This window comes from Actinoplanes sp. NPDC049802, assembly GCF_040656595.1.
Classification (GTDB): Bacteria; Actinomycetota; Actinomycetes; order Mycobacteriales; family Micromonosporaceae; genus Actinoplanes.
Window position 1 is genome coordinate 1 of record NZ_JBFAMR010000003.1, and the last position, 15,860, is coordinate 15,860.

Genomic DNA, 15,860 nt, shown 5'->3' on the forward strand with positions numbered 1-15,860 from the left:
GACTGGTGTCCGACCGCGCCGCTGAGCGGTAAACAACTACCACCAGAACCGCCCAGACGAGCCTGATCAGGCATCAATCGCGCACCAAGTCGTTAGCCGCGGCAGCCGCGGCACCGGAGGGTGTGTTGTACTCGCGACCGTCTGGCAGGGCCAGACGCCCCTTCGCTGTGACCGTGGCGAGATGCGGCTCAATGCCTAGGCGCTGCTGGTAGACGAGGGTCTGTCCGGCATCGAGCAGGCCTGCCTCAATCAGATCCAAGACGCGGACTCGCCGTCCGTTGACCAAGACGTCTCGCCGGCGATGACTCTCAGATGACATGCCTCAATGCCTCCCCGTGTGTGCGCGGCCCACGGTATCGAAGGCATCGGCCGGGTGCCTCCATTTAGCACTTTCGTGCGACCGAGGCACCCATTCGCATACCGGCGGATGTTTCACTACATCACTACATAGGGGACAACGGATACGAGTCCTCGATCTCGTGCCGACTGCCCGGCATCACGATCCGCGACGTCAGGATCGGCGCACCGGACGACTGATACGCGGTGATGACGACACTCAGGACCACCTCATCGGTCGGCACGCCCAGGGCCTCCGCCTCCCCCTCGTCGACCCGGCGGGCGGTCAAGCGCTCCGTCGCGTAGTCGGCGCGCAGGCTCTTCTTGGCCTTGATGTGGGCGAGGAGACTGCCCGTGATCGGCTCCGGCCGGATCACGTCGGTGCCGACCGCGATGTCCACCGGCACGAACGTCGCGATCAGGTCGATCGGGCCGGACGGGGAGACCGTGCGCCGCCGCCGCTCGTAGACCGGAGTGCCCTCCGGGATGCCCAGCGCGGCCGAGACCCACGGCGTGGCCAGGACCGGGCCGACGTGCAGGATCTCCGTCTCGGCCGTCTCGTCGAGGTCGATGGCGTCGCGGGCGTACTGCGGGGAGCTGCGCTCGGATGGCGGGCGCCCGCGTACGAAGCTGCCCTTGCCCTGCTGGGATTCGATCCAGCCGTCCTGTTTGAGGATGCCCAGCGCCTTGAGCACTGTCGGGCGGGAGACGTCGAACTCTGAGCACAGTTGGCTCTCGGACGGCAGGCCGGCGCCGGGAGCATAGGTCCCGTCCTCGATGCGGCCGCGGAGCGCGTTCAGGACGCGCAGGTACTTCGGCGTCGGAATCTCGTACGCCATTGGGGTCCACCCACCAGGCTCAATAGATCAAGGCATGTTGTTACAGGACGATAAGCCCTGTAAGGACAACTGAACAAGATGGGTCAGTCGGCCGGGTCCCCGACCTCGGGCGCACGGTCGAACCAGCCGGACCAGCTCCTCGGGGTGCCGACCTGTTCCGGTCGCGAAGCACCCGGCCAGCGGCGAGGCAGGACGCCGTAACGGCCGAAAACTCGCAGCGCGACCCGCCGCAGACTGCACGGATCCTCCTCGCCGCAGACAGTGCAGTGGCCTTCCGCACTCGGCGCCGTGTGCCGGTCGAGCTGTTGTTGCGCGTAGTCGAGTTGTTCCAGGACAGCAGCGGTCAAGAAGACGGCCATCGATTGCTCCCGTGGTCGGTTCCAGCAGGTCACGGCTGGAAGCGGCGAAGCCCCTCCTTGCGGACGAAGATTTCGCGGCGCTCGATCGCATCGCCCGCGGCGTCCAGGACGTATCCCGAGAGCCAGGCCCACCCGTGATAGGTCGGTTTCGGGCTCACCGAGATCACCCGGAACACCAGCCGTCGCCCATCGGCGAACTGCACCGACGCCCGACCGTCGACGACCAGGACGTCACCGGGACGCGGGATCACGAGGTCCTCCCAGCGGATTGGAAAGACACCGAGGCGGGCGGGCATACGTGGCCGGCACCCGCCCCGGTGCCGGCTTACGAGGCCGTCGCCACCGACATGCCGCGCCCACCGCAGTCCATGCAGGAGCGGCGAGCCGTCAGCCGGGCATCCCGGCACGACTGCGCCAGCGTCCGGAGGGCGGTCCGGTGAGTCGTGTACTTCCAGCACGACCCGCACAGGCTCGGCACTTTCCGAAGGCCCGCACGGGGGCTACCAGCTCGACCGTGGCGCGGACAGGCGGAACCGAGGATGATCCAGAAACGTTCGGAACTTCGGCGCCGCCGAGCATCGGATCCCCCAAGCGAAGGCATTAGAGCTAGCCCTATATGACAGGACGGTTGGCCGTCGCGTCAATAGGGCTAGCTCTAATGTCGGACGCTCCGACACACTTGCTGGTAGAAGTAGCTCTAGACAGAGCCATGGCTTGGAGGAACGAGAGTGGGCATCGGGTATCGGGAGCTGGCCTCACTCCTGCGCCAAGCCATCCACCAAGGCGACTTCCCCGAGGGCAGCACGTTGCCCCGGCAGGAAGAGATCGCGGAGACGCACGGCGTCAACATCAAGACCGTCCGCCAGGCCGTTCGAGTCCTCGAAGCCGAAGGTCTCGTGACGCCCGTGCGTCGGCGGGGCACCGTTGTCCGGCCGCGGGTCGCGATGAAGCGCCTTGGTATCGATCGCTACGCGAAGAGCAAGTGGAAGTCAGGACTCGTCGCGTTCGCCGCCGACCGGGAAGCCACCGGACGGGCATGGAAGCCGGGCGACCAGACCAACGAGGTTCGGACCGTCGAGGCCGATGCGGAGATCGCCGAAGCTCTCGGCATCGAGCTGGGCGAGGCCGTCTACGAACGCGCCCGGCTGGTCAAGGAAGCCGGCGTCCCGACACACACGCTCACCAGCTACTACCGGTCCGAGGACGTGGCGGGGACGATCCTCGTCGACCCGACGCCAGGGCCAGCCGGACGCGGTGGCGGCTTCGGCATCCTCACCGAACGCGGCTTGGAGCCGGACAGCATCACGGAGACGGTTCGCGCTCGGATGCCGACCCCGGAGGAAGCTGAACTTCTCCAGCTCCCGGCCGGCGAGCCGGTGATGATCCTGCACCGTACGACGTTCACCAGCAGCGGGAGGCCGGTCGAGTTCGCCCGCGGTGTCCACGCGGCCTCGCGCTTCACGTGGTCATACACGTTCAAGATTCCCGAGTGAGAGAAGACGATGACAGCAGCTTCCGCCACCATCCCGGCCGAGCATCGCGAGGATGTCGAGCGGCTGTGGAACTACCACAACATGGGTCACGAGATCCGGCCCGTCGACGTCGGCATCGGCCTCGGCAGCCATGACCTGGGCGTAGCAAAGATCGCGACCGAGCTGTACTTCAAGAAGATGTACCCATGGCTGGTCTTCACCGGCGCCAACGCCCCCACGACGATCGAGACGTTCCCGAGAGGCGAAGCCATCCACTACCGCGGGTACGCCGTTGAAAACGGCGTACCCGCTGACGCGATCCTCGTCGAGACACAGGCCCGAAACACCAGCCAGAACATCGAATTCACTCGGGCAGCCCTGATTGAGCAGGGAATAGAGGCGTATTCCGTCATCTTGATGACCCGCCCATACCAGCAACGACGCGCCTACGCCACTTGCAGAAAGATCTGGCCCGAGATCGAAGTCACATGCACCTCACTTCCGCTTTCACTCGACGAATATGTAGCTAGAATCGGTAACCCGAAGAAGGTAATTGACATGCTAGTGGGGGACACTCAGCGAATCGAAAAATATGCCGATTTCGGATTCGCTATCCCTCAGGATTTCCCCGACAACGTCCGAGAATCATTTCTCCGACTAGCCAAATCCGGCTACACTAGTCGCCTCGTCTAGCCTTCTCTCCACAGTTCCTACCCGGGCCTGTGCCGGCCGCGCCGTCTGTCGGCTTACGGCGCCTCGCTCGCTAGCTGCCGCCGGCCTTGTCGCTCCGGATTCTCCGCTCGCCCATGCTCCCGGCAATCTCACGGTCCCGTTCGCTGGTCGCGTGCTGGTGGATCAAGGCCACCCGCAAGGCTTGCTTGACCCATTCTGCGCATCGGCTCCCGCACGCCGGCGCCACTTCCGGCCGCGATGCTGTTGCCGGTGTGTGGGAGGCGAGTGGAAGCCCGACAACGCCTTCGGCACTTCACCGCCCGCTAGCATGTCTTTGTCGCCGGTGAAGAGCCGCGCCCCGTTCCGTGCAGGCGAACCGGTCCAGGTGATCGGCGAGCGCCCTGCGGGCGGCTGCCGCAATAGCGACGACCCAGATCCCCGCAGCGACATCGACAGGCCGCCTTCAGCGCGGCCCAGCTTCCGGGGTACGCGTACGGTCCCGGCCGCCAGGTCGACATCGCACCCGAGGAGCGCGGCCAGTCCGCCACCCCGCCGCGAGAGAAAGCAGCGATGGTGATCAACGCCACGTACCACCATGCTTCTCGCTCCCGGCGCATGACGGCGCTCAGCAGGATCCAGCTGATGAAAGGGGATGGACGCTATCCGCGGGGGCGGGACGCGTCAATGCGGCGGTCTGCTCGGCGGCCGGCAGTGGCTTGCCGTAGAGCCATCCCTGGCCGAAGTCGCAGCCGTTCGCGCGCAGCCAGTCGCGCTGCACGGTGGTCTCGACCCCCTCCGCGACCACCCGGTGCCCCAGCGCGTGCGACATGGCCAGAACCGCCCGCACGATCGACTCGTTCGTGCCGCCCTCGCCGACATCCGCCACGAACGCCCGGTCGATCTTGACGATGGCGACCGGGAGACGCTGCAGATAGCTGAGCGACGAGTATCCGGTCCCGAAGTCGTCGATGCACAGCGTGATGCCCAGCGCCTCCAGGTCGTGCAGGGTTCGCAGACAGGTGTCCGGATCCTCCATGAAATTGGACTCGGTCACCTCCAGCCACAGACCCTCGGCCGGCAGTCCGGTGCGGTCCAGGATCTGTCCGACATGCCCGGCAAGACCGGGTTCTCGGAGCTGGCGTACGGCCAGATTCACCGACACGTGCACCGGCGGCCGCTCCGGATGCCCGGTCCGCCACTCGCGTGCCTGGGCGGCGGCCTGCTCGAGCAGCCACGCCCCCGCCGCGACGATCATGCCGGTGTCCTCGGCCACCGGGATGAACTCCACCGGGGACATCGGGCCGAGTTCGGGGTGGGTCCAGCGCATCAGGGCCTCGAAACCCTCGACCCGTTCGGTCTTCAGGTCGACCAGCGGCTGATAGTGCACGGCGAGCTGACCCTGGTCCAGGGCGCCCCGGAAGGCGTGTTCGACGGTGACCCGCCGCTGCAGCAGTTCGCGCAGCCGTGGGTCGAAGGATGCGTGACGGTTGCCGCCGGAGTCCTTCGCCCGGTACATCGCGGTGTCCGCGTCCCGCAGCAGTTCCACCACACCGCTGCTGGAGTCGGAGTGGGCGATGCCGATCGAGGCGGTGACCCCGACCGTGCCGACCGACAGTGGCAGGGGCTCGGCCAGGACGACGAGCAGGCGCCCGGCAAGCCGTTCGGCCATCGGTTCGCCGGCCGGGGCGGTCAGCGCCACCGCGAACTCGTCACCGCCGACCCGGCACACCAGGTCCTCGGCCCGGGTGGCGGCGGTGATCCGGGCGGCGACTCCGCGCAGCAACTCGTCTCCGGCCTCGTGACCCCAGTGGTCGTTGATCATCTTGAACCGGTCCAGGTCCAGCAGCAGGACACTGACCCGGTTCTCCACGGCGGTGCGGGCGGTCCAGCGGGTCAGGGCGGCGGCCAGCATCTCCCGGTTCGGCAGCCGGGTCAGCTGGTCGTGCTGGGCGCGCCAGCGGGCCTCCTGTTCGGCTCGGGCCCGCGAGTTGTTGGCCCGCACCACGCGCGCGACCACGACGCCGATCAGTGCCAGCGAGAGCGTCGCCCGTACCAGAGCGAAGGTCTGACCTCGTGGCGGGGCAGCCACGCTGAGCACCGAGGGAACACACAGCGTGGCCGTGATCATCGCGGTACGGCCGATGTGCAGCAGGCGGGATCTGGCCTGCACCGGCTGCCCGAGGACGACCACCGTCGGATGCAGGACACAGGCGGCGATGGCGAAGAAGGCCAGCAGCATCCCGGCGCCGACGGCGTTCAACGAGAGGCCGCCGGGACCGGGTGCGAACCAGCCGCGTACGGCCAGCAGCATGTTGGCGGCCACGAGCGCGACGCCGCTGGTCACGAAGAGCCACAGCGCCGGCGCGCCGGTCCGGCCCAGCAGCAGCATCGGCATGGCGCAGGTGAACAGCAGCGCCGCGATCAGCGGCATCATCGCGGCGAGCAGGCTCTGCCAGCGAGGGTCGGGACCGGCTATCCACGGCTCGATCCACAGCGACCACACCAGCAGCGCGGAACCGACGGCGATGAGCACGGTGTCGACGCGGGCGGGGTCGTCGTCGGTGGCCCGGCTGCGCCGCAACAGGTCCAGGACTCCGGCGCCGAGCAGCAGATAGCTGGGCAGCAGCATCGCGGTCGGGAACACGCTGAGCACGGTGTGCGCCGCCGGCTCGGCCAGCCGGACCAGGAGACGGGACAACTCGCCCACCAGCGACACGCAGAGTGCGGCCAGGATCAACAGCCACGGCCGCCGTTGCCCGGCGGCAACGTTGCGGCCGATGCCGGCAGCCATGGCTGCGACGGTGACGAGAACACCGGCGAGGTACACCGTCGTGGCGGTTGTGGCGTCGGCGACGGCGACGAACACCGCGGTCGGCACACCGGCACCCAGGACGGCCCAGGACGAGAAAGCCCACCGCCTGGCGACCTCACCGCTCACGACCTCCGTATCGGCGCATCCGGAGCGGGACTTAGCCGCCCAGGGCGGACGACTCCGCGCGCCGCGGTACCGTGGTCGGGTGGATGACGCGGGGTCCCGTACTCCCTGTCCCGGGTTTTCCGGGACCCCGCGCCGCTGAGGGACGGCTCTGCGTGGACCGGCCTGCACGCCGGCTCACGCGGGGCCGTTTCCGTTCGCCATCATCGACAGCACGCACGTCACCGCGAACAGCAACGCGATCAGCTCGACGACGGTGAATCGTCCGGGCTCGTTGGCCATGTTCTTCTCACCTCCTCTCCTCGGTGGGGGTCATGGGCCGGGACGGAAACAGCTCCAGCAGTGGGCCGTACTCCTTCAGCTCGCTCGCGCTCCACTGCAGGTCGTGGTGCAGCGCGTGGGCGAGGCCGGCCCGCATGTACGGGGTGTCGAGCCCAGTGGCGAACTCGGCCATGATCGCCTGAGTGATCACCTCGGCGGCGTCGGGTTTGCGCTGGATCACCGACTTGGCCTGGGCCACGTGGAGGATCATGGCTTCCGGCTTCGGCTGTTTCGGGAATCGGTCGGCGTCGTCGGGTCCGGCGTCGCCCGGAGCCGCGTCGTCGCGGTTCTGCAGGCGGGCCCACAGGACGCGGGCGATGACCGACTCGAAGGCCTGGAACACGTGGTTGCCCGACGCGCGCAGGATGAGCCCGTGATAGGTCGCGTCGACGTCGCCGAACTGGCGCCAGTGGTGCCCGAACCTCTTGCCCTGCCGGTAGCCGAGGTCGTAGATCCGCAGGGCAGCGGTCATGATCGGGTCGTACTGGTGGGGCTGAATGCGGCTGGCGGCGGCACGCGCGGCCGCCGACTCGATGCCCCGCCGGGTCTCCTGGACCAACTCGACGGCGCCCAGTTGCTCGGCGTCGAGCAGCCAGTGGAGCAACTCGGCGTCGAGGTACAGCCAGTGCGCGCGCGGCTGCACGACCGCGCCGGTGCGCTGACGGTTGCGCAGGACCCCCTTCTCGATGAGCTTGTGAATCGCCGCGGTCGCGGTAGGCCGGCTCACGCCGAACTGGTCGCTGACGGCGTCGATGGTCAGCACCGAGCCGTCCGTGAGGGCGGCACCCGCGGCGCGGCCCGTCCCGACGATCCTTTCCAGCAGCTGAAACGCGACGGTGGTGCTCGTCGGCGGCATCGATCACTCCCGGGTGGCACGGCTCGCGGGAGACGGCCGGCACACCGCCCTCCGCGGTGAGGACAGTTAATCCAACAACGGGTTCGAGCACGGCCGGCAGTGCCCGGAGGCGAAAAGCACTCCAAAGTGGGACGGCTTCGGTGCTTCCAAACGCACGCCTTCCCCACGATTGAGCACCGCATGGTGGCCTTGGAGTCGTTCAACTCGCGTGAGAAGTGTGATGTAAACCCGTGACCTCGAGCTCTGCGATTGGCTCGGGGGAAGCCCTTCCGCTGGATGAGCGGGGAGGTCCACTGACGAGACATGCCCAGGCGGTGCCGGCCTGCGTCTTCGGCCGTCGTCTGATCCAGCCGTACACAGCGGTTTTCAACGGCCGGCCGGTCATTGTCGGGTCCGGTGTGGAAGGTGTGTTTTTGTGCAGACGGCGCAGGGCGCTGATCGCCTGGTCCAGCAGCATGGTCCGCTCGACCATCTCGGCGCGGCGGGAGGCAGGGGCAGGCCGGCGACCTCGGCCGCGGCCAGAAATTCAAGAGCGTCGGCGTACGGGTCGAGAAGCCGGGCGAAGCAGACCGGGTCAGCTGAGGCGCACCGACCTGGTCTGCCCGGCGTTCCCGCGGTGTCAGTCGTCGCGGCCGATGTCGTCGTCCTTCTCACGGGACCAGTCGCGCAGGTCGGTGAAGCGTTCGACGGACCGCCACGGGGCGGCGCAGACCCAGTCGTCGCCGATCTCGTCGAAGAGCGCGTTCGCCGGCCGGAACAGCCGGCCCACGCTGAGGCTGTAGGCGAAGTGGTTCCACAGTACGGGCGTCAACAGCGAGCGCCGGTAGCCGTCGTGCCACACCGAGGCGTGGGCGGCGGCCAGGATCTCGCCGGAGACCTCGGGCCGCCTGAGGTACGCGTTGCCGCCCTCGGACCGGCGATGCTCCAGGTGCGCCCGCGCGACGATCACCGGGACGTTCGTGCCGGGGCAGGCGGCGGCACGGGTGCGGGCGAAGTCGAACATCGCCTCGGCGCTGCCGCTCCACTTGGCCATCAGGTTGTCGAGCATCTGCTCGTGGCCGAACAGGTGGGTGGGGTCGATCGCGATCAGCCGGTTGAACCGGCGCCAGCGCTCCTCCATCGGCAACTGACGGGCCCGGCCGAGGATGATCAGGTAGTGCCAGGCCTCGGCACACCCCGGGTCGCGGTCGATCACCTCGTCGAGGCAGTTCTCGGCCAGTTTGAGGCGCTGGAACCAGACCTTCCACTGCTCCGGGGTGACCGTGTCGGCGGTGCCGCCGCCCCGGGCGTCCCACGCCCAGTAGACGGCGCGGGCGCCGCGAATCAGCAACGGCAGGGTCGAGTCCGGCTCGGCGCGGATCACCTCGGGGATCCAGTCCTCCACGCCGCGGGTGGAGGCGGCGAACTCCATGTAGAACATGAAGCGCTCCGGATCGGCGGCGGTGAGGACCTTCCGTACGGTCGGCCAGTCCCGTCCGCGCAGGGCCGTGCTGAGCCGCCGGGCGCCCTCGTCGTGCAGGAAATCGTTGATCACTACGGTGTCGTCGGCGTCGTCGGCACGCCGCTTCGTCTTAGGCCACACGGCTGCTCCGAGTCGGGTACGTCATTCGAGGTTGTCCCGGGTGTAGTCGCGGGACCTGAGGAAGAACTTGACGTCGCCCCACGGGGACCGGGTGATCCAGTCCTCGCCGATCGACTCGAAGAGCGACCAGGCCGGCTTGTGGAAGTCGCCCCAGGCGAAGGCGTAGGCGAAGTTGTTCCAGACGATCGGGGTCAGCACCGTCGTCCTGTAGTCGTCGTGCCAGAAGGAGAGCTGGGAGGCGTCCCAGAGGTCGTCCGTCACCTCGGTGGGCTCGTAGTACGTCAGCTCGAGCGAGCGGTCCGGGTTGTCCGGCTCGCGGACGTCGGCCAGATGCGCGTTGTGCTCCCGGTGGGCCAGCACGACGAGCGCCCCGATGTGGGTGCCGGGGCAGGCGGCGGCACGGGTACGGGCGAAGTCGAACATCGCCTCCGAGCTGCCGCCCCATTTCGGGGTGAGGGCGAGCAGCATCTGCTCGTGGCCGTACCAGTGGTCCGGCTCGATCTCGATCAGGCGGTGGAAGCGCCGCCGGTGCTCCTCAAGGGGCAGGCCCTGCAAGCGGCTCAGGGCGATCGACCAGGCCCAGGCGTCGGCCCAGTCCGGTTCCCGGGTGGTCACCTCGTCGATGCACGCGGCGGCCTGACCCACCCATCGGGTCCAGAGCTCCGCCGCCGCGTCACTGATCCTGCCGGTCCAGCCGCCCGGGCGCAGTTCCCCGGCCGCGGTGAGCAGGGCGGCGCCGCGGATCAGCAGCGGCAGGGCCGCCCCGGGCTCGGCACCGGTGATCCACCTGTCGACCCCGTAGGTGCTCGCCGCGACGGAGAGGTAGTAACCGCGGGTCTCCGGATCGGGCGCGCCGAGAATCTCGCGGGCGTTCTCCCAATCCCGTTTTCGCAGCACCTCGCGCAGGCGTTCGGCATCCTCGTCGAGGAAGCGGCAGAACTCCGGCGCTTCCTCCTCGGCGGCGCGCTCCTTCTTGAATGACCACACGGCCGCAGAGCTTAGGCCTCACCGACGTGCTTCGAAAGATCGACATCTCGGTTCCGATTGACAGGTGACCAAAAGGTCACCTAACTTAGTGTCATGACGGACGACGACCGGGTGTTCAAGGCGCTGGCCGACCCGAGCCGCCGGTTCCTGCTCGACCTGCTCTTCACGCGTGACGGCCGCACGCTCACCGAGTTGGAGTCCGAGCTGGAGATGACCCGGTTCGGCGTCGCCAAGCACCTCCGGGTGCTCGAAGAGGCGGGTCTCGTCGTCGTGCGCCGGTCCGGGCGGGAGAAGTTGCACTTCCTCAACCCGATCCCGATCCGGCAGATCCACGACCGGTGGATCGACAAGTTCACCGAACAGCACGTGACCGCACTGATCGATCTCAAGAACACGCTGGAGGAGTCATGAGCGACACCAAGGTCTTCCGCATCTGGATCAAGGCGCCCGCCGACAAGATCTGGACCGCGATCACCGACCCCGAGTGGACCGCCAAATACGCGTATGCCGCTCCGCAGTTCTACGAGCTCAAGAAGGGTGGCCGGTTCTACTCGACGGCCACCGAGGAGATGAGGGCCTACGCGGCGGCCGGTGGGTTCGAGCTGCCCGAGACCATCATCGACGGCGAGGTGCTGGAGGCGGAGCCGCCGCGGCGCCTGGTCCAGACGTGGCGGATGCTGATGGACCCGTCCACCGCGACGGAGCCGTTCACCACGCTCACCTACGAGATCGAGGACTCCGGTCCGGGCGTGTGCCGGGTCACCATCACGCACGAGCTGACCGGTGCGCCGGCCCACTCCGCGATGGTGTCCGGGAGCCCAGACGCCGGCGCGGAGGGTGGCGGCGGCTGGGCCTGGGTCCTCAGCGACCTCAAGTCCCTGCTGGAGACCGGCAAGGTGATGACCGACGCGTGACGCACGGCGCCGGCCCGTGCCGCGTGGCACGGGCCGGCCGGCCCGCCGCGCTCGTCGTCTCCTCGGCCACCGGCCGGCACCACGGCGCCCTCCTGGGCACGGCACCGAACCGGGGGCGTCAGCCGACGTAGCGGCGGGCCGTCGAGCGGCGCTGGGCCTCGTCGAGCCGGCTGAGCCGGGCCTCCACGGCGGCCGGGCGGGGCCGCCGCTCGGCGAGCAGCCAGGCGGCGCCGCGCAGCGCGTCGAGGGCCCCGAGCAGCGAGGTCCGGTCCCGGGGGACGGTGCGGGCCAGGAAAAGCGTTCGGCGTACGGCCGGGGCGAACGGCCGTCGCAGCCAGGTGAACCAGAGCGTGTTGCGCAGCCCCACCCGCCGCCGGTGGGCGCTGTCGCGGACCGCGGACGCCCGGTGGTGCACGATCAGGTCCTCCAGGTAGCACAGTTCCCAGCCGGCCGCGATCAGGTCGGTGGCGAGCAGTTCCTCCTCGCCGCCGAGCCAGAGCCGCTCACTGAAGCCGCCGGCCGCCTCGAACGCGTCACGCCGGACGACCGAGGCGCCGGCCAGGAAGCTGCCCAGGGCGGGGCCGGGCATCCAGTCCGGGGCGGGAACCGGCGAGTTCCGCAACTCGGCGACGATCGGATCCTCCGACCCGGCCGGCTCCACCATGATCCGGGCGTTCACCAGGGCCAGCCGCGGATGGGCGTCGAGGACGTCGGCGGCGCGAGACAGCGAACCGGGGCTCCACCAGGTGTCGTCGTCGCAGAAGGCCACGTAGGGGGTTCGCGTACGGCGTACCCCGATGTTGCGGCCGACGGCCCCGAGGTTCTCGCCGAGGGCGACCACCTCGACGTCCGGATGTCGTTCGCGGACCGCGTCCGCGGTGCCGTCGGTGGAGCCGTTGTCGACCAGCACGATGTGCGGCCGTTCCGGCAGTTCCCGCAGCCGGCTCACACAGGCCAGCGCCTCGGCACGCCGCTGCCAGGTGATGACGACGGCGCTCACTCGTGGATCTTTCATGCCGGCCGGGATACCCACGATCCGGTTATCCGCACGTCGTCGGGGAATCGGAAGGGCGACGACGTGAGACGAGGAGGCGACGTGGATCCGCGTGACATGTACCCGAAGCCCGAGCTCGACGGAGGCGACCAGCAGCCGCCCGGCCTGACCTCGGCGATGCCGGACCGGCCGGATCACGGTGAGGAGAGCTACCGGGGCACCGGGCGGCTGACCGGGCGCAAGGCGGTCATCACCGGCGGCGACTCCGGCATCGGCCGGGCGGTGGCCATCGCGTACGCCCGGGAGGGCGCCGACGTGCTGATCTCCTACCTGCCGGAGGAGGAGTCCGACGCCGCCGACACGGCGCAGTGGATCGAGAAGGCCGGCCGGAAGGCGGTCCGGATGCCCGGCGACATCCGGGACGAGGCACACTGCCGGGCCATCATCGAACGGGCCCGGACCGAGTTCGGCGGGATCGACCTCCTGGTGAACAACGCCGCCTATCAGATGGCGCAGCCGGGCGGCATCACCGAGATCACCGACGAGCAGTTCGACCGGGTCATGAAGACCAACCTGTACGCGATGTTCTGGCTGTGCCGCGCCGCGGTGCCGTACATGCCGCCCGGCTCGGCGATCATCAACACCGCGTCGATCCAGGCCTACCTGTCGTCGAGCGCGCTGCTCGACTACGCCACCACCAAGGGCGGCATCGTGGCCTTCACCAAGGCGCTCGCCGAGGACCTGGCCGAGAAGGGCATCCGGGTCAACGCGGTGGCGCCCGGCCCGATCTGGACGCCGCTGATCCCGGCCACCATGCCGGAGAAGAAGGTGAAGTCCTTCGGCGGCGACACCCCGATCGGGCGGGCCGGGCAGCCGGCCGAACTGGCCCCGGCCTACGTCTACTTCGCGAGCCCGGAGTCCAGTTACACCACCGGTGAGGTCCTCGGGATCACCGGCGGCAAACCGGTCAGCTGATCAGAAGGTGCTGGTCACCCAGTTGACGGCATCCATCACCCAGTCGGTCCGGCGCAGATAGGCGATGCCGACGCCGACCATGAAGATCCCGGTGATCATGTGCGCGCCGCGGGCGGTGTGCCGCACCCGGCCCATCTGCCGCTCCAGCACCAGGCGGCCGACGAAGCGGGCCAGCGCGAACACGCCCGCGGCCACGCACAGCTCGACCACGAAAAGAATCATCGGGGTGAACAGGTCGCCGTCCTCGGACAGCGCCCAGATGCCCCAGCAGACGAAGGCGAACAGGATCGCGGCGCTGCTCCACTCGCCACCCCGGCGCAGCCGGTGGATGTGCCAGCTCAGGCTGCGCTGCGGCCGCTGCTGACTGTGGTCGTCGGGCCAGCCGGTGCCGGTGGGCTCGTGCCCGGCGCCGACCGGGCCGGTGAACTGCCCGGTGAACTGCTGGGTGCGCTGGGTGACCCGGGCGCGGCCCCGGCTGAACGGGGACGAGGCGGGCGCCGGGGACGGCTCCGGCGCACCCGGGGCGGGCCCCGATGGCGTGCCGGTGGGCCGGGCCTGCGCGGTCGGCTGGTCGGCCCACGGGTCCTGCGGCGGCATGTCGAGCGTCCGCTCGGACCACTGCGGTTGCTCCGGCATGGTTCCCCCTTCGGCCTGCGGTCGGCGACCGGCGACAGTTCGAGGGTAGCGAGCCAACAAATCAGTCGCCGAGGCAGACAGCAGTCCGTTACACACAAGCCATGAAGGAAGAGATACAAATCCGCCCCACCGTCCAGGGGGACGTTCCGGCGATCTTCGAGCTTCTCGGCACGGCGTTCCACGAGGACTACCCCGAGGAGTTACGCGAACTGGAGTCGGGGATCTTCGAGCTGGACCGCTCGCTGGTCGCCGACGACGCGGGCCGGGTGGTGGGGCACATCGACGCCTTCACCCGTGATCTGACGGTCCCAGGAGCCGTCGTGCCGGCCGCGCACGTCTCCGGGGTGGGTGTGCTCCCCACCCACCGCCGGCGAGGGCTGCTGAGCCGGATGATGCGACGACAGCTCGCCGAGATCGCCGAGGCCGGCCGGGAGCCGGTCGCGGTCCTCTGGGCCAGCGAGACCTCCATCTACCCGAGGTACGGCTACGGCCCCGCCTCGTCCCGGCTCGGGTTCACGATCATGAACCGTGAGGTGCGTCTCACCGCAGCGCCGACCGAGCCGGCCGGCCGGCTGCGGATGGCCGATCCGGTCACCCTGCTCACCGACATCACCAAGGTGTACGAGCAGTTGCGCCCGGAGCGCGTCGGCTGGTCCAGCCGCGACGACCGGTGGTGGCGTTACGTCCTGGGCGATCCGGAGGCCCATCGCGACGGCGCCACCAAGCGTTACGCGGTGGTCCACGACGGCCCGGACGGCCCGACCGGGTACGCGCTGTGGCGGGTCAAGGACGGCTGGAACAACCACGGTCCGGACGGTGAGGTACAGGTCCGTGAGGTGGCGGCCACCGATCCGGAGACGTACCAGGCGCTCTGGCGTTTCCTGCTGAGCATCGACCTGTCCCGCAGCGTGACGTTCCGGCTGGGCGCCGTGGATGAACCGCTGCGCTTCCTGGTGGACGAGCCACGCCGCCTCGGCCCCGCCCTGCTCGACGCCCTCTGGCTGCGCCTGGTCGACGTGCCCGCCGCGCTGGCCGCCCGCCGGTACGCCACCGCGGTCGACGTGGTTCTCGAGGTCACCGACCCGATCCTGGAGCGGAACTCCGGGCGCTGGCGGCTCACCGGCGGTCCGGACGGCGCGGTGTGCGTTCCGGCCACCGGCCCGGCCGACGTGGTCTGCTCGGTGACCGACCTGGGCACCGTCTATCTGGGCGGGACCCCGCTCTCGGCGCTGGTGGCGTCCGGCCGGGCCCGGTTGCTGACCGGGAACGATCCGACGGTCGCGTTCGGGTGGCACCGCCGGCCGAGTTCCACCGAGGTCTTCTGAGCGGGTGTGCCGTGCCGGCTTCCGCGGCGGTACCGTCGGCGTCATGGGCCAGCCCGAACGCCGTCGCCGCCGCGTGCGCCCCTCCTCGGCATCCGCCGGGGCGGACACCGACACGCCCGCGGACGGCCCCGTCCCACCGGCGGTGCCCAGGCCGGTTCCGGGACCGTCCGGGGCCGCTCCGGCGATCCCGGTGCCGGCGCCGCCTCCGGTGCCCGCTCCCCCGGCGTCCGCTTCGCCGGTGCCCGCACCCCCGCCGGTGCCGGGCCCGCCGCCCGCCGTGGTGACACCGGACGGCGACGGCCCGCGCCCGACCGCCGAGAGCGGCGAGCGGCCCGGGCAGCGGCCGTCCCGTGGCGGCCCGCCGCGCCGGCCCGGATCCGGGCCGGGCGGCGACGACCGGGAGGCCGATCGTGGCTTGCGTGGTCTGGTCGGTTCCGGGTCGTCGCAGGTGAGCGTGGGTGCCGCGCTGCGGGCGCGGGACGCGTCCCGGCCCACCGACGAGGATCTGGCCGAGGCGGACAAGAGCCTGCCGATCGTCCGGCGCAACTGGCTGCCCCGTGAGGAGCTGCCGCGCCGGTGAGGTGGCACGGCCGACCAGCCGCGCTGTCCCGGCAGAGGGAAAGGCGTCGTGCCGAAAGCTTCAGCCGGCCGTCAGAG

Annotated in this window: 17 protein-coding genes; 7 read left to right on the forward strand and 10 right to left on the reverse strand. The window is 69.7% G+C overall.

Features of this window, described 5'->3' with window-relative positions:
• Positions 1-73: 73 nt before the first annotated feature.
• The 4 genes from AB0I88_RS02645 to AB0I88_RS02660 form a co-directional block, all read right to left on the reverse strand.
• Positions 74-319 carry a hypothetical protein gene (locus AB0I88_RS02645; RefSeq protein ID WP_361017541.1) on the reverse strand — a complete coding sequence of 82 codons (246 nt, stop codon included), beginning with the start codon at positions 317-319 and terminating at the stop codon, positions 74-76.
• 124 nt (positions 320-443) lie between these two features.
• Positions 444-1,175: a GntR family transcriptional regulator gene (locus tag AB0I88_RS02650; RefSeq protein ID WP_361017543.1), complete on the reverse strand. Its 732-nt coding sequence runs from the start codon at positions 1,173-1,175 to the stop codon at positions 444-446.
• An 83-nt stretch (positions 1,176-1,258) separates the two neighbouring features.
• The gene (locus AB0I88_RS02655; protein WP_361017544.1) at positions 1,259-1,534 is read right to left on the reverse strand and encodes a hypothetical protein; all 276 of its coding nucleotides are present in this window, start codon (positions 1,532-1,534) and stop codon (positions 1,259-1,261) included.
• A 29-nt stretch (positions 1,535-1,563) separates the two neighbouring features.
• A complete protein-coding gene (locus tag AB0I88_RS02660) occupies positions 1,564-1,830 on the reverse strand; it encodes a hypothetical protein (protein ID WP_361017546.1) in 267 nt (88 codons plus the stop codon).
• A gap of 432 nt (positions 1,831-2,262) precedes the next feature.
• Between AB0I88_RS02660 and AB0I88_RS02665 the strand changes: the two genes are divergently transcribed.
• Entirely contained in the window at positions 2,263-3,027 is a 765-nt protein-coding gene (locus tag AB0I88_RS02665; RefSeq protein ID WP_361017548.1) for a GntR family transcriptional regulator, read from the forward strand.
• 9 nt (positions 3,028-3,036) lie between these two features.
• Positions 3,037-3,699 carry a YdcF family protein gene (locus AB0I88_RS02670; RefSeq protein ID WP_361017550.1) on the forward strand — a complete coding sequence of 221 codons (663 nt, stop codon included), beginning with the start codon at positions 3,037-3,039 and terminating at the stop codon, positions 3,697-3,699.
• A 604-nt stretch (positions 3,700-4,303) separates the two neighbouring features.
• Here AB0I88_RS02670 and AB0I88_RS02675 read toward each other — a convergent pair.
• The 4 genes from AB0I88_RS02675 to AB0I88_RS02690 all read right to left on the reverse strand — a co-directional run bounded on the left by AB0I88_RS02675 (position 4,304) and on the right by AB0I88_RS02690 (position 10,359).
• Positions 4,304-6,616 (reverse strand): bifunctional diguanylate cyclase/phosphodiesterase, encoded by a 2,313-nt coding sequence (locus AB0I88_RS02675; RefSeq protein ID WP_361017552.1) that lies wholly within the window; start codon positions 6,614-6,616, stop codon positions 4,304-4,306.
• A gap of 286 nt (positions 6,617-6,902) precedes the next feature.
• On the reverse strand, positions 6,903-7,790 hold the full coding sequence (locus tag AB0I88_RS02680; protein ID WP_361017554.1) for an FCD domain-containing protein: 888 nt from the start codon (positions 7,788-7,790) through the stop codon (positions 6,903-6,905).
• A 619-nt stretch (positions 7,791-8,409) separates the two neighbouring features.
• Complete coding sequence (locus AB0I88_RS02685; RefSeq protein ID WP_361017556.1) at positions 8,410-9,372, reverse strand: hypothetical protein; 963 nt, start codon at positions 9,370-9,372, stop codon at positions 8,410-8,412.
• 21 nt (positions 9,373-9,393) lie between these two features.
• Positions 9,394-10,359 carry a hypothetical protein gene (locus AB0I88_RS02690; RefSeq protein ID WP_361017557.1) on the reverse strand — a complete coding sequence of 322 codons (966 nt, stop codon included), beginning with the start codon at positions 10,357-10,359 and terminating at the stop codon, positions 9,394-9,396.
• Between the two features lie 93 nt (positions 10,360-10,452).
• On the opposite strand from AB0I88_RS02690, the gene AB0I88_RS02695 reads away from it, so the two are divergent.
• Both AB0I88_RS02695 and AB0I88_RS02700 read left to right on the forward strand, forming a co-directional pair.
• Positions 10,453-10,770 carry a metalloregulator ArsR/SmtB family transcription factor gene (locus tag AB0I88_RS02695; protein ID WP_361017559.1) on the forward strand — a complete coding sequence of 106 codons (318 nt, stop codon included), beginning with the start codon at positions 10,453-10,455 and terminating at the stop codon, positions 10,768-10,770.
• The gene (locus AB0I88_RS02700; protein WP_361017560.1) at positions 10,767-11,273 is read left to right on the forward strand and encodes an SRPBCC domain-containing protein; all 507 of its coding nucleotides are present in this window, start codon (positions 10,767-10,769) and stop codon (positions 11,271-11,273) included. The genes AB0I88_RS02695 and AB0I88_RS02700 overlap by 4 nt, the downstream gene beginning before the upstream one ends.
• A gap of 118 nt (positions 11,274-11,391) precedes the next feature.
• On the opposite strand, the gene AB0I88_RS02705 is transcribed toward AB0I88_RS02700, so the two are convergent.
• Positions 11,392-12,273 (reverse strand): glycosyltransferase, encoded by an 882-nt coding sequence (locus tag AB0I88_RS02705; RefSeq protein ID WP_361017562.1) that lies wholly within the window; start codon positions 12,271-12,273, stop codon positions 11,392-11,394.
• Positions 12,274-12,444: 171 nt separating this feature from the next.
• Here AB0I88_RS02705 and AB0I88_RS02710 point away from each other — a divergent pair, with 171 nt between their 5' ends.
• Positions 12,445-13,242 (forward strand): SDR family oxidoreductase, encoded by a 798-nt coding sequence (locus AB0I88_RS02710; RefSeq protein WP_361017963.1) that lies wholly within the window; start codon positions 12,445-12,447, stop codon positions 13,240-13,242.
• On the opposite strand, the gene AB0I88_RS02715 is transcribed toward AB0I88_RS02710, so the two are convergent.
• Positions 13,243-13,878, reverse strand: coding sequence for a DNA-directed RNA polymerase II (locus AB0I88_RS02715; RefSeq protein WP_361017564.1), 636 nt, complete (start codon positions 13,876-13,878; stop codon positions 13,243-13,245). It lies immediately after the preceding gene.
• A gap of 101 nt (positions 13,879-13,979) precedes the next feature.
• Here AB0I88_RS02715 and AB0I88_RS02720 point away from each other — a divergent pair, with 101 nt between their 5' ends.
• Positions 13,980-15,203, forward strand: coding sequence for a GNAT family N-acetyltransferase (locus tag AB0I88_RS02720; protein WP_361017566.1), 1,224 nt, complete (start codon positions 13,980-13,982; stop codon positions 15,201-15,203).
• 238 nt (positions 15,204-15,441) lie between these two features.
• Positions 15,442-15,783, forward strand: a complete 342-nt coding sequence (locus AB0I88_RS02725) for a hypothetical protein (protein ID WP_361017568.1) — start codon at positions 15,442-15,444, stop codon at positions 15,781-15,783.
• Positions 15,784-15,860: the final 77 nt, after the last annotated feature.

What these genes read in the sequence shown, in the direction of transcription:
- AB0I88_RS02695 (WP_361017559.1), top strand. Translation starts at nt 10,453, where the DNA reads ATGACGGACGACGACCGGGTGTTCAAGGCGCTGGCCGACCCGAGCCGC.
- AB0I88_RS02720 (WP_361017566.1), top strand. Translation starts at nt 13,980, where the DNA reads ATGAAGGAAGAGATACAAATCCGCCCCACCGTCCAGGGGGACGTTCCG.
- AB0I88_RS02650 (WP_361017543.1), bottom strand. Translation starts at nt 1,175, where the DNA reads ATGGCGTACGAGATTCCGACGCCGAAGTACCTGCGCGTCCTGAACGCG.
- AB0I88_RS02715 (WP_361017564.1), bottom strand. Translation starts at nt 13,878, where the DNA reads ATGCCGGAGCAACCGCAGTGGTCCGAGCGGACGCTCGACATGCCGCCG.
- AB0I88_RS02700 (WP_361017560.1), top strand. Translation starts at nt 10,767, where the DNA reads ATGAGCGACACCAAGGTCTTCCGCATCTGGATCAAGGCGCCCGCCGAC.
- AB0I88_RS02655 (WP_361017544.1), bottom strand. Translation starts at nt 1,534, where the DNA reads ATGGCCGTCTTCTTGACCGCTGCTGTCCTGGAACAACTCGACTACGCG.
- AB0I88_RS02710 (WP_361017963.1), top strand. Translation starts at nt 12,445, where the DNA reads ATGCCGGACCGGCCGGATCACGGTGAGGAGAGCTACCGGGGCACCGGG.
- AB0I88_RS02645 (WP_361017541.1), bottom strand. Translation starts at nt 319, where the DNA reads ATGTCATCTGAGAGTCATCGCCGGCGAGACGTCTTGGTCAACGGACGG.
- AB0I88_RS02660 (WP_361017546.1), bottom strand. Translation starts at nt 1,830, where the DNA reads ATGCCCGCCCGCCTCGGTGTCTTTCCAATCCGCTGGGAGGACCTCGTG.
- AB0I88_RS02670 (WP_361017550.1), top strand. Translation starts at nt 3,037, where the DNA reads ATGACAGCAGCTTCCGCCACCATCCCGGCCGAGCATCGCGAGGATGTC.
- AB0I88_RS02680 (WP_361017554.1), bottom strand. Translation starts at nt 7,790, where the DNA reads ATGCCGCCGACGAGCACCACCGTCGCGTTTCAGCTGCTGGAAAGGATC.